Source organism: Acinetobacter sp. 826659 (assembly GCF_000588515.1).
In the GTDB taxonomy this organism is placed as follows: Bacteria; Pseudomonadota; Gammaproteobacteria; order Pseudomonadales; family Moraxellaceae; genus Acinetobacter; species Acinetobacter pittii.
In genome coordinates, this window is the sequence record NZ_JFYD01000006.1 from 136,741 (window position 1) to 160,354 (window position 23,614).

The 23,614-nt window shown below is 34.8% G+C and carries 17 protein-coding genes and 2 pseudogenes; 1 reads left to right on the plus strand and 18 read right to left on the minus strand.

The window, feature by feature from the left end:
- Positions 1-12: 12 nt before the first annotated feature.
- The 9 genes from tssM to J663_RS13615 all read right to left on the minus strand — a co-directional run bounded on the left by tssM (position 13) and on the right by J663_RS13615 (position 11,852).
- Positions 13-3,834 (minus strand): type VI secretion system membrane subunit TssM, encoded by a 3,822-nt coding sequence (tssM, locus tag J663_RS13575; RefSeq protein ID WP_033850371.1) that lies wholly within the window; start codon positions 3,832-3,834, stop codon positions 13-15.
- A gap of 30 nt (positions 3,835-3,864) precedes the next feature.
- The gene (locus J663_RS13580; RefSeq protein WP_033850372.1) at positions 3,865-5,274 is read right to left on the minus strand and encodes a hypothetical protein; all 1,410 of its coding nucleotides are present in this window, start codon (positions 5,272-5,274) and stop codon (positions 3,865-3,867) included.
- Positions 5,271-6,269 (minus strand): type VI secretion system baseplate subunit TssG, encoded by a 999-nt coding sequence (gene tssG, locus J663_RS13585; protein ID WP_033850373.1) that lies wholly within the window; start codon positions 6,267-6,269, stop codon positions 5,271-5,273. Before tssG ends, J663_RS13580 begins: the two co-directional genes overlap by 4 nt.
- A complete protein-coding gene (gene tssF / locus J663_RS13590) occupies positions 6,233-8,044 on the minus strand; it encodes a type VI secretion system baseplate subunit TssF (protein ID WP_033850375.1) in 1,812 nt (603 codons plus the stop codon). Before tssF ends, tssG begins: the two co-directional genes overlap by 37 nt.
- 16 nt (positions 8,045-8,060) lie before the next feature.
- Positions 8,061-8,537, minus strand: a complete 477-nt coding sequence (gene tssE / locus J663_RS13595) for a type VI secretion system baseplate subunit TssE (RefSeq protein WP_002048404.1) — start codon at positions 8,535-8,537, stop codon at positions 8,061-8,063.
- A gap of 78 nt (positions 8,538-8,615) precedes the next feature.
- The gene (locus J663_RS13600) at positions 8,616-9,119 is read right to left on the minus strand and encodes an Hcp family type VI secretion system effector (protein ID WP_000653195.1); all 504 of its coding nucleotides are present in this window, start codon (positions 9,117-9,119) and stop codon (positions 8,616-8,618) included.
- Positions 9,120-9,168: 49 nt separating this feature from the next.
- Positions 9,169-10,650: a type VI secretion system contractile sheath large subunit gene (tssC, locus tag J663_RS13605; protein WP_033850377.1), complete on the minus strand. Its 1,482-nt coding sequence runs from the start codon at positions 10,648-10,650 to the stop codon at positions 9,169-9,171.
- Positions 10,643-11,146 (minus strand): type VI secretion system contractile sheath small subunit, encoded by a 504-nt coding sequence (tssB, locus tag J663_RS13610; protein WP_005041656.1) that lies wholly within the window; start codon positions 11,144-11,146, stop codon positions 10,643-10,645. The genes tssC and tssB overlap by 8 nt, the downstream gene beginning before the upstream one ends.
- Positions 11,147-11,162: 16 nt before the next feature.
- Entirely contained in the window at positions 11,163-11,852 is a 690-nt protein-coding gene (locus tag J663_RS13615; protein ID WP_032034497.1) for a hypothetical protein, read from the minus strand.
- Positions 11,853-12,663: 811 nt separating this feature from the next.
- On the opposite strand from J663_RS13615, the gene J663_RS13620 reads away from it, so the two are divergent.
- On the plus strand, positions 12,664-13,632 hold the full coding sequence (locus J663_RS13620) for an SUMF1/EgtB/PvdO family nonheme iron enzyme (protein ID WP_033850381.1): 969 nt from the start codon (positions 12,664-12,666) through the stop codon (positions 13,630-13,632).
- A 28-nt stretch (positions 13,633-13,660) separates the two neighbouring features.
- On the opposite strand, the gene J663_RS13625 is transcribed toward J663_RS13620, so the two are convergent.
- The 9 genes and pseudogenes from J663_RS13625 to J663_RS13655 form a co-directional block, all read right to left on the minus strand.
- Positions 13,661-16,663 (minus strand): hypothetical protein, encoded by a 3,003-nt coding sequence (locus J663_RS13625; protein ID WP_033850384.1) that lies wholly within the window; start codon positions 16,661-16,663, stop codon positions 13,661-13,663.
- 7 nt (positions 16,664-16,670) lie between these two features.
- Complete coding sequence (locus J663_RS13630; RefSeq protein ID WP_033850387.1) at positions 16,671-19,451, minus strand: type VI secretion system Vgr family protein; 2,781 nt, start codon at positions 19,449-19,451, stop codon at positions 16,671-16,673.
- Positions 19,452-19,687: 236 nt separating this feature from the next.
- A pseudogene (locus tag J663_RS19035) lies at positions 19,688-20,143 on the minus strand (hypothetical protein); the annotation flags it as partial.
- Between the two features lie 184 nt (positions 20,144-20,327).
- Entirely contained in the window at positions 20,328-20,687 is a 360-nt protein-coding gene (locus tag J663_RS13635; RefSeq protein WP_068972724.1) for an immunity 22 family protein, read from the minus strand.
- Positions 20,687-21,526 (minus strand): annotated as a pseudogene (locus tag J663_RS19330) (RHS repeat domain-containing protein); the annotation flags it as partial. The pseudogene J663_RS19330 and the gene J663_RS13635, both read right to left, overlap by 1 nt.
- A gap of 195 nt (positions 21,527-21,721) precedes the next feature.
- The gene (locus tag J663_RS13645) at positions 21,722-22,051 is read right to left on the minus strand and encodes a hypothetical protein (protein WP_033850388.1); all 330 of its coding nucleotides are present in this window, start codon (positions 22,049-22,051) and stop codon (positions 21,722-21,724) included.
- A 186-nt stretch (positions 22,052-22,237) separates the two neighbouring features.
- A complete protein-coding gene (locus tag J663_RS19625) occupies positions 22,238-22,471 on the minus strand; it encodes a hypothetical protein (protein ID WP_228132952.1) in 234 nt (77 codons plus the stop codon).
- Between the two features lie 11 nt (positions 22,472-22,482).
- Positions 22,483-22,755, minus strand: coding sequence for a hypothetical protein (locus tag J663_RS19630; RefSeq protein WP_228132953.1), 273 nt, complete (start codon positions 22,753-22,755; stop codon positions 22,483-22,485).
- A 415-nt stretch (positions 22,756-23,170) separates the two neighbouring features.
- Entirely contained in the window at positions 23,171-23,608 is a 438-nt protein-coding gene (locus tag J663_RS13655) for an SMI1/KNR4 family protein (RefSeq protein WP_033850588.1), read from the minus strand.
- Positions 23,609-23,614 lie beyond the last annotated feature (6 nt).

Here is a 23,614-nt window from a genome sequence, read left to right on the forward strand (position 1 = left end):
TTATTTTCCATGTCATGGTTTAACTCCCGCAGAAGGCTGAGCAAGTGCTGAAACAGGATTTTCAGTTCTTACTGGAGCAGCTTGAGCTGGTGCTTGCTGAGCAGACACCACACGAGCAGCTTTATCAGCAGTGACTTTATCAACCAGTTGCATACCTGCATAACCACGGCTTGAACCGATACTGCCTGAATTACTGCTAATTAGACGGAAATTCATTTTTACAAATAATGATGGATCAGTTTTACTACGCCAAAGCATTTCAAATCCGCCATTTTGTTCCTTACGTTGAGCACTATCAATTAAACGGTTAATACCGTACTCACCTGGTTCATCAAAAATCGTATGCGTTTGACCTTGTAAATCTACAGCGGTAATACGAGCACCTGGAATACTGCCTTGGTTTGGCCAAATGAAGTTAACCCACTGCTGAACACCGTTTTCATAAGTCATACGCTGACCATCAATATCAACGGTATATGAAAGCAATTGTGGGTTTGGAATTGGGTAGAACTGGAAGTTCGATTGGTTAGTCGCTGGAGCAGCTGGAGCTTGAGCATTCAACTCACCTGTCGCCATACCATTGGCTGGTGCCACATATCTTTGGAAATTCATAACGAATTGAGGATTTAAACTAATGCCTAAATCTTTCCAAGTTTTAGACGTTAACGTATAGCCACGACGAATCACAAATGGATCAAGACTTTCTTTTACAAAACGAGAAATGCTGCCGTTTTCACCCAAGATTTGTCCAATTTCACTACTTGTTGCCTGCAAAGAAGCTGATGAATTAAATGGATATTTCTTAGCAAGATTTGCTGTAAATGGCTGATACGCCTGCATGACCCATAATTTATTAATTTCGTCTTGTGTCGGTGTAATTAAACTCTCAAAAGCTTGCGTAAGTGGGCTAACTACTAATTTTTGCAGTAAACGCTGATCAATTTCATTGAAACCAACCGCCATTTTTTCATCTACAATTTTTTGAGTTTGGTTAAATACAGACGTTTGCTCATTAAGGGTTTGCTTGACTAATGTCATCGCATTAGGTCCAATTTCACCCGCATTTTTAAGCTCATTAAACTTACTACGAACGAGTGCTAAATTTGTCATATATTCATCAAGCAATGACTTACCTTGTTGATCATCACGTTTGCGAACCAACTGGTAGAACATTTGATATTCTTGAGAAATAGCACCTTGGGCATTGTTTGCCACTTGATTAGCAACTTGCTTGTCATCATGATTTAAAACTTTACGTTTAAACCATGCAATAAATCCTTTTTGTGGAGCTGCAAGCTCAGCTTGAACAACCGGATTATCCCAGTTTGTTTCGACTGCAACTCTTTCAATTAATGTTCTAATTGGAGAGTTTTGCGGTTCACCTAAAACATCAATATTTTTTACTTGCTGAGCAAATTGGCCAGCTTTAGCATAATGAATACCACTTAAGAATTTTCTCCATTCAGCAATGTATTCTTGCTTATAAAGCGCTGTTAGCTGCTTTCTAATTTGCTCTGGACTACCCGAGAAAGTTAAATCATCAGATTGTCGACTATTTAACACCCAGTCTTTACTGTCTGTTGGCTTATCTGCAGCTTCCTCAATTGCTTTTTCTACATAGTCATTCCAAGCTTTTTGGGTAAATACGCCTGGTAATGCATAACTACCCAATACAATATTTTTATTTGCCTCACCCACAATCTGACTTACAGTCAGTGCTGGGAAACGTACCGCAGCACGCATTTTTATTTCGTTATAAACACGATCACGCGCTGGCATCCCTCGAACAACAGAGAGCAGCACTTGACGAGTTTGATCAACAATTTGCGAATCTGCTTCTAAAACTGGGAATTGTTTATCATTTGCTAAGGTCATTGCATACGACAAGATCTGTTCAGCTTCTTGAATCATATCTGCACGCGGCATTTGGCCTTTATTTGCATCTAACCAAGAACGCCAGAAACGCGTAACCTGATCGCTTAGATGACTAGCATCCATATATTGCGGATTGCTCATCATTAAATAAGCTTTTAATGCATTATAAGCATCTTGAGGATTGGTATCTGAAGGTTCCAAATATTGTTGAGACTGAGCAGTTTGCTTGATCTCAACATTCGTGTGGTTCGCTTTTAATGTTGCTTCATTATTTTTTACACGTTGCAAATATTGAGCAATATTTTGCTGTGTCGGTGTTAATACAATCTGCTTAACACCTTTTAAATATTCAGCTTTTAACTTTTCACGAAGCTCATTGCCCTGATATAAACCAAAACTAAACTTAAGTGGTCTATTTTCATCAAACTCATCTAACTGCTGTAAACGTCTTTGAAGAATCAGCAAAGCTTCTAATTGGGTAGACAGTTGCTGACCAGAGGCTCTTTCTAATTGAACGACCTTATTTAAATCTGCTTGAACTTCACCAATTAATTGCTGGTTATTACGATAAGACCAAACCCATACACCCAAAATAATTGAAACACCCGCTAAAGCACCAATAAATGCAATGTAACGTTGACGTTTTCTGCCCGTATTTACATGCTGCTTAACGAGATCTTTATCTTTTAAAATAATATCTGAGAATAGACCATTTAAGAAATAGCCATGGTTAGGAGTAATTTTTGAATGGTCTTTTAAATCATTTTGAGCAATTTGTGTAAGTTGGAATTCTTGTGCAATTTGTTCAGTCATTGGACTTTCAATTACACCTTCCTGCAAAGCACTAGTGAAATAAAACCCACGGAAAACAGGTTGAAATTGATATGGGTTATCTTCAAAAAGTGTACCAATAAAGCTCTTTAAAGCTGGTTTTAATGTTTTAAACTCTAATGGGAAAGTCATTACACTTGGTGAGATATTTTGCGAATGACGGCGACTTAAATGAGTCGAACTTACCCCTTTTAGACCATCGTAAAGAATGGTGTAATGTTTTTCGAACAAATCTACCGCGTTATGAGAAGAATTTTGCTCATATGGAAGCGTTGCCCCCCAAGCTTGGTTATATTCTTGAGCTTCATAAAATTCAAAAAACTCGGTAAAACCTGCAATCAAATCCATCTTTGAAAAGACTAAATAAACAGGTACTACCACTTCTAAACGTTCAGTTAGATCTTGAATACGAGCACGTAAATTTTTAGCAAGCTTTAATGAGTTTTCAGGACTTTGACTAATTAACTCAGCGATACTAACAATTAGAATCAAACCATTAACTGGTGCTTTAGAGCGGTTCTTTTTTAAAATATTTAAGAAACCTAACCACTCAGAATGATCTTCGCTATAAACAGAATAACGACCCGCTGTATCGAGCAAAATACCTTCTGTAGAGAAGAACCAGTCACAATTTCGAGTACCACTTAAGCCAGCTGATACCATTTTCTGATGTGTTTCTTCAAAAGGAAACTTTAAACCAGAGTTATAAATAGCTGAACTTTTACCTGCCGCTGGGTTACCAATAACCATATACCAAGGAAGCTCATATAATGCAGCATTGCCTTTTTTATCACCCAACTTAGATTTACGAATCAGTTGAATTGATTCTTTCATTTGTTGACTAACTAGCTGAAGCTCTTCTTTATCTTTATTTTTGCCATATTCAGCTTGGTTATCTTTTTCGATCGCCTCAGCTAACTCTTCACCTTGAGCAGCATGCTTTCTTCGTTGAATAAGCCAATAGATACCATAAACAATAAGACCCAAAGCATAGGCAGTTGCTAAAGCCCAGAATATATGACGAGGAATTGAAGTATATGAAGACATCAATGCCACGAACAATGACAAGGCGATAATTGCTTTAGGATTCGTGATGTACTGCCACAAGTAGCCTAAAATTGTATGCATTCTATTCTCGTTCTAAGTCCAAAGTTTAAATTAGTTATTCAACACCATCGCATCATCTTCTGAGTTTTCAGTGATACTCTGCACAAACGTATGTGCTGACACCGTATTTTCTCCAAAGACAAAAGGAATGATATGTTCAGGGAAATGCATGCTCAGCATAAAGCCATAAATATCAGCTAAATGTTGGGTATGCCCTAATGACGATTTCACATAAATATAGTGATGCGGTTCTACAGGCGTTTGAAGAAAGTGTTGCTGCAATTTCTTCGAAACTTTTATATCGGTCTGATCCGACAAAATCAGTACATAAGGCTCATCACCTTGATGCTGAGGTAAATCATTAAATTCAAAATTATTAAAAAGCTTCGCTGTATCTTGTTGACCCACTACCACTTTCAGTGCTTTAGTCGGTTCTAATTCTTGAATTTTAACTAAAGGATCTGCGAGCAAACAGCTTGCTGCAAATTCAGCAGGAATATAATCTTTAATCATCCAAGATTTTTCATCAATTAGATCTTGATCAATTTCCGAATCGGCCACGACCAAAAAGAACATCTCATGCTCTCTTTTATGAATACCCTTTAATAAATGCATTAACTCTTGGTAAGCCAGTTGCTCTCCAAAAAAATGATATTCAATATGGATTTTTTGAGCAGGAATACCAATTTCATTAAAAAACTCTAAAATTAATTCATTACTGTGGTCATCATTCCAGATATGTAACAAATCCTCCGAAAGAAGGATGTGTAGATTTAAGCGATTTAAGCGATAAACTTCTACAACCGGCATTTCAACATCGTCATATTCAGACTCGGGATCTACCCATGCTGGATGCATATGATATTCACGGGCTTGTTGCGACTCATAAAATAACGTTGAACGCTTTAAATGCTCAGCTAGAAGATATAAATTTTCTATATTTTGTTCGAGTTGCTGTCTTATTAATAACATCATACGAACTTGTCGTGGCGATGAGTAATCACTTTCCTCAAGATTCTCTTCATCCAAATCTTTAATACGGTAAGATAAAAGAGGTAATCCGTAAGAATTTAATAGTTGATCATCCAGCTCTGGACTTTTAAAGTTTTGTAGCTGCTCAATAATGCTTTCATTCTCACCAAAAGCATGTAAAGCAAAACCAGAATAAATATTGAAATCTAGCTGTTCTAATGGTTGATCAGTTACCGCTGTTTGTTTTGAGTTAACGTCATCTTTATCTTGATTTATAGCTTGCTCTTTTTTGTCTTTATACGTTGTATAAGCGCTATAAATTAACCATGGCGATAAAATCACCAATGTAATTATTGCTGGTAAAACTAAGAAATAAAGGAAAAAATCTCCCTTATCAGGATTATATTGAACATCACGCCAGTAGAAAATAATAATTCCACTAACTACTGAAAAAATAGCAATGAACGAGAGTAATATTTTTTTAATCATATTGTCTCCCCAATAAGGCTATAGCAGGTTTCATGACTATGTACTTTTGGTTGTCGTGATAGGAGAAAAGAACCCTGCCCTAATCCACTCTGATTCTTATGAGTGAGACAAATAGGTTGTATTTCTGATTCATCCAAGATAAGCCGTAAATCTATTGATAAAGTTGGACTACACCACGTTTCTACAAGCTTTTTTAGCTTTAGGCTTAACTCTTGATTTGGTAAGAAACCGAGATATTGCTGACGTTTTAATGGTCCAATTTGAATTTCAATTTTTCCATCAATTTGCTGAATGGTTTCCCCACAAAAAGTATTAACACCAAGTAGACTCGGCTGACTTCCTCCTAAAGTTGTTAACTGATCACTCGCTAACTTAAAGGATTCTTGTACAAATTCTTTAATCGTAATTTCATGTTTAAAAATACAGGACAGCATCGTTTTTAATGCATGAACTGTATTATTTTGCCCCTGCATTAATCCAGAGAATTCTGCAAAATATTCATCAAGATCAGCTTGTTGATGCTGCAAACGTACATAACCATTCAAAGCATGCAGAATATCTAAATAGTCATTTTTATGTTCTATCTCATATCTAATCGGTAGATTATAAGTAATACTAGAATCTACATATTGAGCAGTAAGCTTATGATTAAATAAGCTTAAAAACTCTTTAGTTTCAGCTCGTTGCTGACGCGGAGCTTGCTTAATCTTATTCGTATACGTATAAGGTAAAGCACCTTGTATGCCCGTAAGACCAACGATTAAATTCGTAATATAAATCCGCTCGTCCGTTAATTCTAAATTTTCAATCTCTGTAGCAGGAAAATTTAAATTAAAAGATGTCTCAAACTTAAAATGATCACTCCAAGATGAACTAACTGTATGACTTGAATCGTGTCTTAATAGCCGTGTTGCTTGGATAAACTCAAAAGACTTTGGTTTTGTAAAGAGCTCAGCTGTTACAGAAGAGTCTTGCCACCAACGTTCTGACTGCATTGGTATAACTCCTGCTGAGATGAATAATCCTTAACAACCAAATCAACAAAACTATTAATTTGAACCTTTAAATTAAAAACACGACTTAATAACTGACTAAAAATATATAGGCTATGACCTCTAAATACCGATGAATCAATTTGTAACTCTGCCTTTACTCCTCTTACAAACATTGGGAATGGCTTTCCATCTACAAGTTTGTGAGTAAGTGAAAATTCAAGATGTTTGATTGATTCAATAATTAGATAATTTTCTTTTGATAAAGGTAAGTTATATAAAGCAAGTAATTCTTTAATATGAGATACCGCATCACCTTTCATTAACGCTAAACTATTTAATGAAAGGTGTGAAATAACACGCCACTGCTCACTCTGGCTTTGACCAAATTGATAAGGTTTTGTAGGTCTTTTTAAAACAATGGCACGACGAGCCAGACTACTATCATTAAGGTTTAATATATTATTGGATTGCCCTAATGCTTCATGCGGCAAGTCACGATTTGAGCATAATAGTTTTGTGCTAATAAAATCCGAACGTGTTGACGAAGGATTTAAATTTTTAGAAATAATTGAATACCCCATTTCGACAAAATTGGGTTGTAGTTTTTGATAGTTCACTAAAAAGAAAAAGCGAGCCGTATCAGCATGATAATGACTCATGGCAAAAAAAGGCAGCACCGGAACATAGCTTTCTTCTTGACTCGTTTTTTCACGAACAATATTCATTTCAGTAATTGAATACACCTGATAAAACTCAGGATGATGAGCATCTGTAATCAGCGGATATTCTAATTGCTTATGTACAATTTTTTGTGGTTCAGCGTATTTTTCAAATAAATTAATAACTGGTGTAGTAAACAATTTAAAATTAGCGACATTTAATTCAGAATAATTTCGCACTACAGCTTGATCATTTAAATTTAATTTAAAATGTATAAGCAGTTCAAAATTACTCTCTTCTAGAGCTAAGCGCTTTAAAAAACCTAAATCGAGTTTTAGATAATTAAATTTTTCAGGAAAACAAAAATACTCCATCAGCAAACGATAAGCATGATGAGTATGCTGATCGAGTGGCAATAGACTTTCTTGCTCAGAAAAACCCGTTAACTCAAATGGATTTTTATCCAGTTCAACAATTTTCTGCCCTATTTTAATGGCAAAAGTTGTTCCCTTCTTAAAAATACTGTCTAGTACTTGAAGTGGAAAATTAGAAATAGCATCTAAATAAATAGGTAATTTTTCGTTTACTAAACATACATGAGCATGATTAAAAATTTCAAATTTAAAAGTTAAAGTCGCATTTTGACTTAAATGCATATGGGCACTAGGTATACTTTTGAATTCTAGCGCTTGCAAGCTTATCGGGAGTAATTTGACTTCTTGCGTGGTATTAAACTCACACTGAACGCCTTTAAAACTGCGAGACTTCAAAACTGTGTGTGCAGGAACAATATGCGCTTCTGTAAGCTGCTTTATTTTATTGATATCTTCAAAACTTATTACAGAACAAGCCGGAAAATGTCGTAAGTATTGAGGGAACATTACCTCAAATAAGGAACGTGTAAATACGTCATAACTATCAGCAAGCTTTTTATCAATACGAGCCGAAATTAATGAAAAAGCCTGTATAAGACGTTCAATATGCGGATCATCGATCTGCTCTTGATTTAAAGATAGACGCTGAGCAATTTTCGGATATTTTTGGGCAAATTCACGAGATTGCTGACCAAATTCCTGTAGTTGTTTTTCGTAAAAAGGTAAAAGCTCTTCTATCACAACACACCCACTATGCTTAGGTTCTCGCTGAAATTACATATTGCTGCGTTGTCGGTTTTAACAATGCATCAAAAACGACAGGTTCATACAGTGGATGAATATTTAGATATGCCTGAATGCTTAAACACAATGCCCCCATATTGTGCCCATCCAACAACATCTCTACCCGTATTTGTCTTAACCGAGGTTCATGAGCTGCAATAGACTGTTCAATAGATTGGCAAATCTTGTCACGATCTAGCGGATTGGCTGTAGAAAGCCCCACAAAATCAATAATACCGAACTGAAGTATAGATTTTTTAACTAGCGGGTAATCATCAACTACATGATCCAATTTAGCGACTCGACTGTTAAGTAAGTCTTCTAAATCTTTTGCTACCGATTCTCTTAATTGCTGAATAGAAAGACCTTTTGCATAATCTTCACTTTCAGGAATTAAGCGGTCAAACAAAGTTGAACGAAATCCATATGGATAAAGCCGATCTAAATTCATTAGAGTTCACAACAAGCATGCTTAAAGACAGCAGAGGCTAACTTTAAGTCAGCCTCCACCAAATATTCACTTAAACAATTACGCTGCGTAAGAAGCAGTATTGTTAGAAAGTGACCATTTCTTAGTAACAGCACCTTTAGCAGTACCGTTAATATCTTGTTGATTGTAAGTCCATTCAACAGCTGCGTATTTCAAACCAAACGCTTCTGTTGGAACACCTTCTTCATTAACTGTTGGAGTTACACTAGAAACTAGAACATGCTTCAATTTGATTTGTAAGTACTTGATGCGCTTATCACCATTTGCACGGTAGAAGTCAATTTGTACTTCATCAAATGTATAACCAGCTGAACATGCTTCCCATAATTTCGGGCTAGTTGCATCTAAATCTTTAACAAAAACCATATCTGAATGTTCAACACGTTCAGCAGTATGACCACCAACACTACTTGAAGTAGCAGATTTAGGTTGACGAATGTTATGAGACCAAGAGTTAACTTCTAACCAGCCTTTGTGCTCAGAGTCACGAGACTCTCCATCGACTTTGTATTTACCGCGAAACTCAACGTATATATCTTTCATTTAGAACTTTCCTATTTGTAATTTAAAGTTATTCTTTCGCTGACCTTTATTAATTTGAGGACTGAGGTAACTCAGTGACAAGTCGTAAAGAAACTGACAACTCGTCCAGCTGGAAGTGTGGTCGCAAGAAAACCACAGATTTGTAGTGACCTGGTTGAGCAGGATCTTCTACAACTTTTACAGACGCTTCACGTAGAGGGTATTGAGCTTTTGCTTCTTGAGAAGCCCCATCGTCAAGTAATACATACTGTGACAACCACTCATTTAAGAATGCTTCAACATTTCCAGCAGAAGCAAAGCTACCCACTTTATCTCTCATCATTGCTTTTAAATAATGAGCAATGCGTGAAACGGCCATGATGTACTGAATTTGACTCGATAAAGCAGAGTTAGCATTTGCTGTATCATTGTCATATTTTTTAGGTTTTTGAGTTGATTGGGCGCCAAAGAAAGCAGCGTAATCAGTGTTTTTACAATGCACTAAAGGAATAAAGCCTAAATCGCTTAATTCTTTTTCACGGCGATCAGTGATTGCAATTTCGGTTGGGCATTTGAATACAACTTCACCATCTTGTGTTTTAAAAGTGTGTACAGGCAAGCCTTCGACTAGACCACCACCCTCAACACCACGAATTGCAGCACACCAACCATGCATATCAAATGCATTTGTTAAACGAGTACCGAAAGCATAAGCAGCATTCATCCACAAATATTCATTGTGGTTTGCGCCTGAAACATCTTCAGCAAAGTTGAAGCCTTCAGTAGCTGTTCCTTCCTTTGGATGATAAGGAAGACGTCCAAGCACATGTGGCAATGTTAAAGCGACATAACGAGCATCTTCACTGTCACGGAATGAACGCCATTGTACATATTCAGCTGTTTCAAAAATTTTTGAAACATCTCTAGGACGGTCAATATCAGTAAATGACTCTAGACCAAGAATGCTTGGGCTAGCTGCCGAAATAAATGGCGCATGAGCAGCTGCAGCAACATGAGAAATTTGCTCAAGCAAATACATGTCAGAAGGCGTACGATCAAATTCAAAATCACCAATGAGCGCTGAATATGGTGCACCACCAAAAGATCCGTATTCTTCCTCATAGATTTTTTTGAATAATGTACTTTGATCGAAATCTGTAGCGCCTTGGAAATCTTTTACCAACTCTTTCTTAGTCGTATTCAACATACGAATTTTAATAAGAGGGTTAGATGGTGTCTCTTGACAGAAATAATAAAGACCACGCCAAGTTGACTCAATTTTTTGGAATTGCTCATTGTGCATGATCTGACTTAATTGACTTGAAATCAGAGCATCAATTTCTGCAATACGCTTATCAATTGATAAAGTCATATTTTCAGAAACTGTAATTGTGCCTGCCATTACTTCTTTAGCAAGCTCACCGATTAAGCTTTTTGCACGCGAATGTTCTTCTTCATTTCGGGCAATACGACTTTCTTCAACAATCGAGTCTAAGAGATTAATCTGTTCATTTTCAACAAGTGGCATTACTGCAGATTGAGTATTATTCATGATCAGCCTCCGCACTTAATTTACGAATCTGATCTGTATTTTTTAGAACTTCATCAAGTAAGTCTTCTAAACGTTCACTGTTAGAAATTTTGTTTCTTAAGTCAGTTAAACGCTCACGAGCTTCAACAAGTTTCTTTAATGGATCAACCTGTTGAACCACATTTTCTGGACGAAAATCTTCCATTGACTTAAATGTTAAATCAACAGCGATCTTACCACCCTCTTCTGTCAAGGTATTGTCTACTTGGAAAGCAGCTCTTGGAGATAATGACTCCATAACTTCATCAATATTATCTAAATCAACATTAATGAATTTTTTATCTTTTAATTTTGTACGCTCAAGCTCAGATGCAGCCGAAAAATCACCCATCACACCCACAACGAATGGTAGTTCTTTCGCTTCTTTTGCATCACCAATTTCGACATCATATGTAAGCTGAACACGTGGAGGTCGAATTCGCTGAAGCTTCTTTTGTACGCTCTCTCTCTTAGCCATAAGATTCTATTCCGGATTATTTAATTAAAGGGTCAAAAGGCGAACTTTTTGATTTATTAACAGTGGCTGCAGGTGCAGTTTTAGGTTTTACTGTAGTCGTCTTTGCTGGGCTTGATACTCGTTTATTTGACGTTCTAGAAGTACTCGCTTTATTACGCGTTACATACTGTTTTTTATAACTTCTTTTTTCGTTATCATCTGAGCTACTTTCTGAACTCGCTTTAAAGCTCGATGGATTAGGAGCAGGCATAGCAGTATGAATATTTTCAATTAACTGCTTTGCAGGAGGATAAGTCACATCATTGCTTAAATATCTCAGTTCCTGAGTACGCATTTGCTGTAAAGAGTTATTTGCAATGCTCACACCAGATAAAAACAAGACATCTGTTATTAATGAACCGCGTATATTTTGACTTTGCAATTGACTTGCTAAATTCAATGCTTTAACTGGTTGATTGGTTTGATAAAACCGCATAGCAGCTTTAGCTAATAAATCATTTTTTTGAGTTGTATTATCGCTATCACAAACTTGTTTAAAAATATTCAATAGCTCAGGATCATTTTGGCCTTCAGCTAAAGGGTTCTTCTTAATACAACTTTTTTTAAGTTTTACAGGCTCTAGTTCTGCTGCTTGAGCATATGATAGACCGATAATGTTTCCAGTCAAAAAAAGTATCAAAATACTTCGTTTCAACACAACTTTCATTCCTCTGTTTTCTTATTTATTCAAGGCCTTACCGAAAAGTTAATATTCTTAAAACATTAAAAAATCAGTCTAAAAACCTTATATTCAAAAAATTTAGGCACAGTTTATCATATAAACAAACATATTTTATATAAAAATCATATCAACTTAAACTAAAAGTAAATAGTTAAGATGCTTATAAAATATAGCTTAATAAAGTTATTCTTATAAAAATATAATATTGTTATTTTTTGTAATTAAAAATAAGTTATTGAATTTCAGCAATTAAATTAAAATTAAAACTAAACTAAAAATTATCATAAATATCACTTAGTTAAGTTTTACGAAACATTTTCTTAAAAAGATTTTAGTTGATTTAAAAGATAAACAAATTAAATGATTGTAAAAGATACATTTCAAATTCATGAAAGTGGAAACTCAAAATAAATAAAAACAAAATTGTCAAGACTAATCGGTCTATTTAGTATATTTTTATTACACTTGCTAATGTGATCCCAGAAAGTGAGCAACCAAGTTCACATAGAATACAAATTTTTAAGAATTATATATTTCTGAATCTTGACTACATCCCATTGGAAATTGATAAAACAATAAAATTACAGATGAGTAAATGATAAAAAGGAAGTTGCAGCAAGATTATAGTTTATAAAAAAAATGTTAAGACAAAGAATTTATAGTCATATATTTGAACATTTACTCTTTAGAAAAGCGAATTATTTCTACATCCGAATAACAAAACCTCTATTTATATCTCTTATGTCTCTTACTAAAATAATCAAATCACTACTCAACCACATGATTTTTAAATAAGATGATTAAACAAAATTTAGCCATCATTCTACTTTCGAGTATTACGTTGACTGCTTGCGCAAAATCAACAAATAATACAGAGCAAACCCAAGCATTTACAACTAAACAAAATCTCTCTTCAGAGCAACAAAAGAAGCTACAACAACTACTTGATAAAACAAAAAAGAATCTTGTAGAGATTAAAGGTGGTACTTTTATGATGGGGGATTTTGGTGAGCAAAAAAGTCCAGATAAATTACCATACGATAGTGATGCTGATAGCAAACCTTTACACAAAGTCACTTTAGACAATTATGCATTAAGCGCAACAAAAGCAACTTATGCTGACTTTGATATATACACAGAAGTTACTGGCCAAGAAAAAATTGGTAAATTTGATGAACTATCAATTCAAGATCGAGCTCCCAATTCAGCAGCAGGAGTAAATTGGCAACAAGCCCGAAATTATTGCCAATGGTTAGGAAAACAACTTAATTTAAAAATGGATTTACCGACCGAGGCTCAATGGGAATATGCTGCGCGAAATCGAGGACAATATATTCTTTATCCTACAGACAACGGTAAAATCGATAATGGTAGAAATGTTTGGAGTTTTGAACAACGTCAAAATCAACAAAATAAATTAAACGCTTTTAGAAATATTCCTGAGTTATTAAAGTTTCCCGCAACCCCTCTAGGCCTTTATGACATGATTACTGATAATTATGAGTGGATGCTAGACTGGTATGATCCACAGTATTACAGCAAATCTCCTGAAAAAAACCCTCAAGGACCCACAAAAGGTAGCCTCAAAGTTGTACGTAGCTCAATTCCTTCTGAAGGACAATCCCTACAAATGTTTGGAGGCTTCACTTTTAGTAGGCATGCTATTCACCCTATAGAAGATCCCAAAGCTGCTAAAGATGAATTAACAAAAAAACATCATCTTGACTTAAATCAAAATAATTCTGTCAGATGTGCGGTTAATTAAACCGAATTATATGAAACATATAATATAGCTACACATTATATGTTTCATATTTATCTGTATCATCCTGATCAAAAGGTGATAAAACATTTGAATTACTTGCTATGAGCGTTATTTCCTCTGAATCACCCCATACACCCTGCTGTATTTCTAGCTGTTTAAATCGACTATCATCCTGATTTTTTACCAACATGTAATTCAAAGAACCTGCTATCTTTTTTGCTCCTTTACGATATTTTAAATAATCCTGAAGCCATGCATTAATTTGGGTACCTTTATATTCGACACCAGAATTTAGACAACGGATTATATCTTCTGCATACTTTTCTTCATTTCCATAATTAAGAAAGCGAATAATATCTCCCTCCACTTTACCCAATTGAGTTTGAGTAAGCTTATTGCCACGTGGATGAATATGTTGAATCGTATTTTCCCACTCTTCTGTAGAAATACATGTTTTAAAAATATTGATTACTGCTGTCTTACGAGTTGGGAAAAATTCAATTTTCATATCTGAGAATTTAACATTCATATCAAAAATAGGAGCAGTTCTATCTGTCCAATGAGTTACTGCGTATAATAATATTCCTTTAGTCTCTGGTGTAGCATATAACAACTCCTTCTTTCCAGAACTAGAGTTAATATTCTGTGCAGTTTTATAGCGCCCTTGATCAATATCCAGCCTTCTAATCCAGTCTCCATATGAAGCTGCAATTCTATTTATATCACTAATTACTGGATGATTCTCCCCTATACAATAAGCCAGAACTTGTGCAGCTAAAAGAAATGCTGTTTGATTTATATATAAAAGTGTCTTAAATCCTGCATGGGCAACTTGGGATTTTATAAAACCAAGATAACTTAAAAAATGCTCTGTTCCTACAACGAATGATGCAACTCCTTTCGCTCCTACCCCCCAACACAAATGAGCTGCTACCAATATTTTAAAATTACCCGAAGTTTGATCATAGCCAATTTGAAATTGACCTTGCGCCCCCGCACCCGCACTTACACCACCTCCAGCTGCAGCTGAAGCAATCGCAACAAATTCTCCTTCACCACTACCATCACCTTTAGGTTTAAACCACTCTACAGCCCCTTTAAGCAAACCTTGTATTTGGGCTCCAGCAAAAGCATTAATACCAATATTTCCCTGATTCTGTGCATTTTCCTGATTAGCACCAATTATTTTTAAACTCCCTTGTGCAGGCTGAAACATAGGTTTTTTATTATGATCTACCATTTGACTCATAGATCTTTCAGGAGGTCTTACCACAGCTTTTATAACCTGTGTTGTGCCTTGATAAGAAATATCAACAGATAGATTACCAGCGATCCCTAAATTTGCTCCTGAAAAACCTGATATCTCCGCCCCAATTAAAAAACGGATTGTTCCTAAATCATAGTTATCATATTCAAGTTTCCAGCCCGATTCACAAGGATAAAATTTCCGCCACTCTTTCACTCCTTCAAATAATGTCCATTTAGTAGACATATCTCCAGAAGCCTTAATACTTACCCCTTTAGGTGCAGCACTTATTGAGCCTTCACCGCTTGCCCCAGCGACCATGCGCATCCATTGTGCTTCTTGGGTAACGGTAATATCCCTACTATTTTTATACTCTTCAGCAATTTCGCCACCCAAACCTCCTATCAGGTTATAAACAGCTTTTTCATCACTTCCAACACTTCCTTTTGCTGTCAAAAGTTGCTGGGAAAGTTTTTCAAAACTACTACGGATTTGTGCAGGTTGTTGTACTGTATATTGATTCGCAGTTACATCCACATTTGTCTGAGGATTTCTACGCTTTGCTTTTAACTCCTCATATTCAGTAACTTTTAAATAACGTCGTTTTAAATTATATTTAGATGCTTGTTCGTTTGTTTTACCTGTGCTCTCAACTACCCATACTTCTCTTAAATCAGCTCTTTGCTTAAATTCACCATTAATCTTTTCAATGGCCTTTTCCTGATTTATATTTAAACGCTTTTCCAATTCTTTAATTTCTTCCAAATCACGACTTTGGATTGCTTGCGTTAGATCTTTATTAGACTTGTGAACTTCCTTTACTGCATCAGATAATATCTTAGTTTTTTTATCAAATTCAGCATAGACTGCAGGCGGCAAAACAAGCACTTCATTGGTACACGGGTTAATCACAATAGGTGGTTTTTGTCTTGCACCCATATTTTCCTTATGATTAATATCAGGTTGAGTTACCGCTGTTGACGTCGGGAAAATAATTTGATAAATAACTTGTTTATCTACACAAGTTATTGGCTCATACCATTCACTATTTTTTTTAGTAGATCCTAAAGTATATATAACTCTACTCTTCAAATGCGTATAAGCTAATTGGGTATACCCTTTTTTATCAGGTGGTCCTGGTTTCAAGTTTACTAAGGGCTTATCCTGACCTTGTCCAAAGATTTGATAATCTACAATTGGAATTCCATTCCCTGCGCTATCAATAAATCTATATAAAGCATAGTTTTTAAACTTAAGATATTTTGTTTTTTTTACAACATGAGTATTCTTTTTTTTATATTCCTCATAAGACATATTAATTCTTTCATTTAATTCTTCTGCTAAATCCAAAGGAAAAGTTGGTTGTATTTTTGACAAATTAAAAAAGTTTTTTTGTTTAACTGATTTAGCATTTTTTCTTAGCTCTTCTAAACCTTTATTTGCTTTGCTCTGCTTGAGTTCATACTGAGCTTTTGTTAAGAAAAAAGTATTTTTCTTAAGGCTTATGGCATTTACTTCAACTATATTGCTTCCTTCAGCCAAAATAGGCTTTATAGTCTTTTTAGGGCTGAAAACAGTTTCATGCCCCTCAACAAAAATATGCAATTTTCCATTTTGATTTAATGAAATTGGTTTTGTTTGTCCTTTTAGGTTTGTAGCACCCTTATAAGTCTCTTTCGTCCCATCTTCACAGAAAAAGATTATGCTGTATTTTACATTTGGTAATTCTTTATTTCTTTGATTATAAAATACTATTGTATATTCAAACGTAGTATAAGGAGTCATTATATCTCTAACCTTTTGCCGCTAGTTTATATTTAGAAGCATTTTCATCACTAATATGAATAGAAATTTGTTCAGAGCCATCAGTTTCAAATCTTTGAGTTAAACCTTGGGCATTAGTTCGCCCCTTTTGCCGGCTACCATCCATTCTAAATGCAATATACTCTACATTTTTCGCTGGCTTTCCATCTAAATCAGTAATTTCAAAAGTCAAATAATAAGGCTTATTTTCCTGCTTTTTAGGAGGGGTAACTTGTTCTCCCCCCATAAACAAGTGCTGCCCAGCCTTCACCTCAAGCTTACCACCCGTGACAGGGAAAATACCCGAACCATTCAACTTAACTTGAGATCCATTTGCTGTCAGATTAATTTCAGTTGGGCTAGTAATAAAGACCGTGTCTTCGGTTGAAGTAATCTGTACAACTTTTCGAGCAATCACATCTAAGCCATCACCTTGAGCCTGAATTTCTACTTTGCCTTGGCCAGCAAAAAGCCGAGTACCTTCTTGGGCGGCAAATAGACTTATTTTTTGACTCGCATGACTTACTATATTCTTTTGCGTACTAATATTAATACTATCTCCAGCACTTTGAGTGAGCTGACCATTTGCACTGAGATGTATATCTTCATTACTACTTACAGCAATACTTTTTGGAGATGCCAGCAGCATCACTGCTGATTGAAACTCAGCAGCTTTTTTAGGATCTTCTTGTTTAAGAACTTCTAGGAAAGTCTGAATATTCTCAAGCATATCTAAGGGATCAGTTTGCTGATTTTTAGCAACTTCGCTGAGTGCCTTGGCATTGTTGAGGCTGCCTTCGATTTGCTGTTTGGCCTCGCTTGCATCAAGGTGTACACCTTGAGCTTGGTCCTGTTTATGTGTACTAATGAGTAAGCCGCTGCCTGCTCTGACTGCCCCCCACTGGTCTGTTCGTAGCTCGAAACCTTCACCACGACCTTCACCCTCTGCCTTGTCTTTTGGATGGCTTAAGTTACCCAAGTTTAGCTGACTTACAGCATGGCTACTTTGTAGCTGGGCACTGATCTGGCCTGTAGTGTCATCAAAACGTAGCTGGTTAAATCCTTTACCATCCACTTCTTCTGAGCGAATGCCGCTCAGTTTTTTGGTATCAGGTAACTGGCCTTTCTGGTCGAATTGCGTTGGATGTCGTTCAGCTTCGTGAATGCGTCCGACTACAAATGGGCGGTCAATGTTGCCGTCAAAGAAATCGATCACCACGATCTCACCCACGCGAGGTAAGAAGCGTGCACCATAACCTGCACCTGCCCACGGAGTGAGTACATCTACCCAAGCGGAGTCAGTGTCATTGTCGTTACTTCCTGCTCCACCATCATGACTATGGTCATTAGTTCGGGTAAATAGGAAACGAACCTTAATGCGTCCCCACTGGTCGACATGAATGCTTTCACCTTCTCCCCCCACCACTCTAGCACGCTGTGGGTAAGCTGCTGGTCGGTGCTCTAGCAGGTTATATTCAGGTACAGTTTTAATATTTCTACGCGACAAGATGAGTTCATTACCCTGACGCTCGGTTTGGTCATTTGGCCCTGATTGATTGTTTTGCCATTGGCTTTGGCTAAAAAGTTGATTGATTTGCTGTTGCAAATCTTTAGGTAAATTATTTTGCAGATAGAAGTTTTTCCCAATAATCAGAAATTCTTTGTCTGATCCGCTATGCGTATCTATTTCAGGATGTTCATTCAATTCAAACCAATAGCCAACTTGCGCATCACGTACTGTGGTTTGTGCATGAAAGTATTTTGATTGAAATGCATAATAATCAGATAGATTTTGATTGAGTTTTTCTAGCTGCTGGTGACCCGATGCAGTGGCTTGATCTTCCCCATTTAAGTCTTGCATCCAAGCAGGACTAAGGTGCCATGCCTGTTCTAGACTTAAACTCGCATTATCCTGATTAGCACTATGACTATGCTTTGACTGAACACTTCCGATGCCTTCTTCTTGACTTAAAGCATCAGCTTGCCAGCGTTGCACATACACGGCTGTAGGTTGCAAGCTTCGAGTTGGCACAAGGCTTGTCATACTGTCTTGTTGTTCAACAGCGCTACTGCGGTGATAACGGATATTTCTTCGGTCTAATGCTAAATATGATTCACTATTATCAATTAAACGTAGTTTTTGCGGTTGAATCTCATCTGAGCTATCAGTGGCAAACAACTGAGCTTCATCAATCAACCAGTTAATGCCTTCACTACGCCAAAGTCGGGTTAAAAATTCATAATCCGTTTCATTACTTTGCATTATAAAAGGTCGAACATCGTAGTCTTCGGTTAAACCTTTTAAATCCAAAGTTAAGCCAGAAGCAAACAACGGGCTTTTGTTCTGCCATTCTGTAAATAGAATTTCGGTGATATCCCGTACACTTTTATTCATAAACACACGGCTATTTCGGCGTTTATGCCATAGCGCGGTTGGATCTTGCAATCTCAGTTTATACAATGTTAATGAACCATCACTCTGCCCCTGACTGGCTTCTGTAATAATTCCTGTAGTTCTAAATAGCTGCCCCTGATCAGTGACTTGATCGACTGCAACCTGACAACCAATAAATTGTTTTAATGAAATATGGGCATTGGTAGAAAGACAAAATAAATCGGCAGTCAGTCCTTCATTTAACTGATGCTGCCCTTCAATACTTTGTAAAAAGACTTGAGTATTCAACGATGGATTAGAAAACTGAACATGAAGCACACGCTTTTGCGAGCTGATACCCAAATCTTCTAGAATTCTATGTATATGAGATAACATCTTTTTTATGAAAACTTTGTCAGGATTGGCATTATTTTATAAAATACAGAAACATCTGTCTATTTTGTAAAGGAAAACTTAACCATATGAATACAAGAGACGATGAAGATAATAAACGTAATAAAGATATGAAGTGAATTAACAACTTACTCTATTAACTCACTTTTAAAAATTGTTAATATTTTAGTATTCTAAGAAATTCATTTTTAATTTAAATTCAATAACAGTATTTACAAATTGTGATGATTAACCGTTTCCTTACCATCAAAATCGATTTCTTTAATTAAACGCCCACCAAGGTCATAAAAAAATTGATAACTTGCACCATTTTCATTAATGAGTCGGGTTAGACGTCCCAATCGATCCCATTTATATTTTAATTTGTGGTTTAAAGCATCTGTACGAGACAGAATTAAACCCGCCTCATCATATTCATAGCGAGTGATGTTCTGTTTAGGATCTATATGTGCCAGTAAACGCCCTTCAGCATCATGAATGAAGTGTTCTTCTGTGCCATCAGCATGTTTAATCTTTTCAAGTTGACCAAAAGCATTCAGAGGTAAATCTTTTATAATTGGTTCTCGATTTTCTAAGGTAAGTTCAGTATAAAAATACTCAACTTTTTGATTTAATGCATTTTCAATACTTATTACACGACCACGCTCATCATATTGCCACCTAGTCTCTTTACCTATATCTAATTTTTTATTTACGATTTAACAATCAATCTCTTATCCCTCCCCTTCAAAGAAGAGGGAATTTCTTTATTAACTAAATATTCAACATAACTAGACTTGTGCTAAAAATTTACTAACAAATAGGTAACAAATAAAAGTAGAATTTATTATAATCAACAATAAATTCAATCAACGTAAATTAATCCCACTCATATTCACCAATATAGGTGAGCGTATTATATTTTTTATCTTTACTTACTTTAATTGGATCATCCCCCCAATAATAAAACATAGCATTAGCTTTATTAATGCCTTTTTCCAAACAGTCTTTTAGCATCTTTTCATGATGTTCAGGCTCTGGAGTTTCTTTAATGATAAACTTTAAATCATCTACTTCTTTATCAAAATGATATCCCATAAAGTCCTGATCTAGCCAATCCAAACCTACCTCTTTACAAAATTTTGGCAATCCTTCGGAATCATCAAAATAATCCCAATACTCTTGTTCACTTATCTCAGTTAATCCCAACCAAAGATGAAGTTTAGTTTTAAAAGACATTATAGCTCTCCTGGTAATCTCATATGATTGTAATTTTGTCTATTAATAATATTAATAGCATCTTGCTTACTTGTCGCTGTATTTAAATCCGACATTAATCTTTTATGGAAATTAGAAGAAGCTGCACTGTTATACACTCCAGGACACGGGTGTTTTCCAGTTTTCAGTTCCCTTTTAGAATTCGGTACATCTACAAATGTAATTGACTTTGTATCAATTGTCATTTTCATTAATTCTTTATGCGTGAAGCCTAGTTCTTTTGCTTTAGCTGCCATTGATACAGGGAACATTTCATGTTTACCTCCATCACCTCTAAGAGCTTGGCTAACCGCACTTTTATTATTTTTAATATCTTGAACAGAAGCTTTATCAAACCATGCTGCAAAGCTTCCATTACCCCAAGGACCAGCTGCTAATCCCAAAGGATCAATCCAACTCACTGGATTTGGTGTATATACATACACATTATCTCCACCCAATAACCCAATAGGATCTTTGGCAATAAAACGCCCTACATATGGTGAATAATAACGATAACGGTTGTAATGAAGCCCTGTTTCTTGGTCGAAATATTGCCCTTGAAAACGGATATTATTACTGATGATCTCAGAGTCTTCAAAGAAGTTAGATTTAGCTTTTTCAGCTTTACACTCACCCCAAGCTTTATATTCGGCTTTCCAAATAATTGCACCTGTATGGTCGGTCATTTCTTGCGGTGTACCTAAGTGGTCACAGTGATAGAACCATACATCATCAGACTCTTTACCCTGTTTTTCAGTTTTCCAAAGCGGGTCTCGGTGTATGTTATAAAGTCTATCTGACCAATCTAAGGTTTGATTTTTAATATTAATTTTATTTCTTAAAATTATTTTAGAATTTTAATTAAAATATTCATTTGTTGTACAGAGACGTTATCTTTTTAATAACTCATTTCTTGAATCACTTAGTTATTTACAGTAGCATCCTAAAGAGTCTTTATAGAAATGAGTTATTATACTAAATATCTTATAAGTTAAAAAATATAAATTTAGTATCTATTCTTCTTTCCACACATCTTCGTAACCCTGTTTATCTATTACAAATCTAAAACCTTCTTCTAATGCTAAATAAGGAATAACTTCGGGAAGATAGTTTTCTAAATGAGATATATGCATTGGTTTAAAGAAATCATCATCTTCAGAAAATTCTCCACAATAGAAAAACCATGAGATATTTTCTCCTTCTTCAAGTATATTACGTATTCCTGTAATTGGTATTTTTCCCAATGAATCTAAAGCTACAGCAACCATTTCATTTTCCAAAGGTTTCACAAACTTAGAATTAAATTTTTTACATATATTTTTTTGCACTTCAATTACGGACATATTTATACCTAAAACCCTAATTTTTTATTGATTGCCTTAGAAAACCAGAGGCTTTACTACTTAACTTGGGAAAAGTATAGCAATATGGGTATAAATTCTACATTATACCTGAATTATTTATCAATATTTTCATATAAACACCCTATCTGCAGAATTCTAAAACCATACAATATAGGTAGACACTGTTTAATAAACAAAAACTAAAATTTTATCTTTATCAAAAGAATTTTTTAATGAAAAATTATCAACAGCATAACTTAATATGCTATATAACTTTCCATATTTAGCTGTTAAAAACTGATAACCACAAACTACATGACCCTTTTTAAAAAACTCTAATAAATCATGAAAGAAATAGAAATTAATTGAATATTTTTCTTTAAAATAATCCTCTAAAATTGAGTTAAAATATATTTCCATGAAGCTCAAAGCTACATCTTCAGATAGCCTTTTCCTTGAGAATATACTAAAAACTTCATCTTTATTGAAAAAAATTCATTTCTATTTTCTACCACAAACTTATTATATTCCTTTAAACCATTTTGACCTAAATCATTATAAATTAGAGATCTGAAATTATTCATTACTTCAGCATCACAATTTATAGTTTTATCTGAATTAGCAATTTCATTTATTTCATCATATGAAATACAAGTATAATTTAAATTAACTTTATCAATATTTTCTTTACCAATATTTTCCAAAAAATTGACGACTCAATTAATTCTTTAAATTTTGAAAGATCATTTCTCATTAAAATTCCACTTTTTCCTTTATTAAATTTCTCAGAGATACTAAGAATTAAGATAAAAAATATCTCAACTTAATTATTAATAGTAAAATAGAATTCATTTCAAAAACATACATACTTTTAAAATTTATATTTTATTTTACCACCCCAAATTTATTTAAAAGAAGTTATTACTTTATTTTTAAACTTATCAAGTATTTTAAAGTTAAAAAATTAAAGCCATTTACACCTATAGTATAGATGACTTTCAAACAACTAAAATATGAAGTTAAATTAATTATATATTACACATAACCATTCATTCTTTATAAAGTTAATTCTAGTCTTTTAAATTTAAATATACATACTATTTTCGTATATTTAAATAATTACCACTCTTGAAATTTTTCTTCTATTACCTCTCCTAAAGAATCTCCCAACTTCTCGTACTCATCATTATCCACATAATAAATATATACCTCCCCCTTCTCATTTATAAAAATAGGATTTCCAGCTCCATCATCCGAAATCACTATTGATTTTAAAATATAATTATTAACTTTCAAATCATCTAAAAGCTTTCTTGCTCTATTGGTCAAATCAATAACAGTTTCGTCTCCCATCATCTCAGCATTTTTTAAACCATATATAGCTAAACCTGCATATGATCCACCATATGTACTAACAAATAACTTATAGTCATCAGGAAGTTTTATCTGCAAAGTAGTTTCCACCTGATTAATATCGTTCAAAGTTAATGGAACTCCTTTCATTTCAGGGTTATCTTTGTAGAACTCCGACAATCTATTTAACAAATCAATTTTCATTTTCAT

Excerpts from the sequence above, each read along its gene's own strand:
- J663_RS19625 (WP_228132952.1), bottom strand. The coding sequence starts at position 22,471 with ATGGAAATATATTTTAACTCAATTTTAGAGGATTATTTTAAAGAAAAA.
- tssE (WP_002048404.1), bottom strand. The coding sequence starts at position 8,537 with ATGAATTTAGATCGGCTTTATCCATATGGATTTCGTTCAACTTTGTTT.
- J663_RS13630 (WP_033850387.1), bottom strand. The coding sequence starts at position 19,451 with ATGTTATCTCATATACATAGAATTCTAGAAGATTTGGGTATCAGCTCG.
- tssM (WP_033850371.1), bottom strand. The coding sequence starts at position 3,834 with ATGCATACAATTTTAGGCTACTTGTGGCAGTACATCACGAATCCTAAA.
- J663_RS13620 (WP_033850381.1), top strand. The coding sequence starts at position 12,664 with ATGATTAAACAAAATTTAGCCATCATTCTACTTTCGAGTATTACGTTG.
- J663_RS13635 (WP_068972724.1), bottom strand. The coding sequence starts at position 20,687 with ATGTCTTTTAAAACTAAACTTCATCTTTGGTTGGGATTAACTGAGATA.
- tssB (WP_005041656.1), bottom strand. The coding sequence starts at position 11,146 with ATGGCTAAGAGAGAGAGCGTACAAAAGAAGCTTCAGCGAATTCGACCT.
- J663_RS13625 (WP_033850384.1), bottom strand. The coding sequence starts at position 16,663 with ATGACTCCTTATACTACGTTTGAATATACAATAGTATTTTATAATCAA.
- J663_RS13645 (WP_033850388.1), bottom strand. The coding sequence starts at position 22,051 with ATGTCCGTAATTGAAGTGCAAAAAAATATATGTAAAAAATTTAATTCT.
- tssG (WP_033850373.1), bottom strand. The coding sequence starts at position 6,269 with ATGCAGTCAGAACGTTGGTGGCAAGACTCTTCTGTAACAGCTGAGCTC.
- J663_RS13615 (WP_032034497.1), bottom strand. The coding sequence starts at position 11,852 with ATGAAAGTTGTGTTGAAACGAAGTATTTTGATACTTTTTTTGACTGGA.
- J663_RS13580 (WP_033850372.1), bottom strand. The coding sequence starts at position 5,274 with ATGATTAAAAAAATATTACTCTCGTTCATTGCTATTTTTTCAGTAGTT.
- tssC (WP_033850377.1), bottom strand. The coding sequence starts at position 10,650 with ATGAATAATACTCAATCTGCAGTAATGCCACTTGTTGAAAATGAACAG.
- J663_RS13600 (WP_000653195.1), bottom strand. The coding sequence starts at position 9,119 with ATGAAAGATATATACGTTGAGTTTCGCGGTAAATACAAAGTCGATGGA.
- J663_RS13655 (WP_033850588.1), bottom strand. The coding sequence starts at position 23,608 with ATGAAAATTGATTTGTTAAATAGATTGTCGGAGTTCTACAAAGATAAC.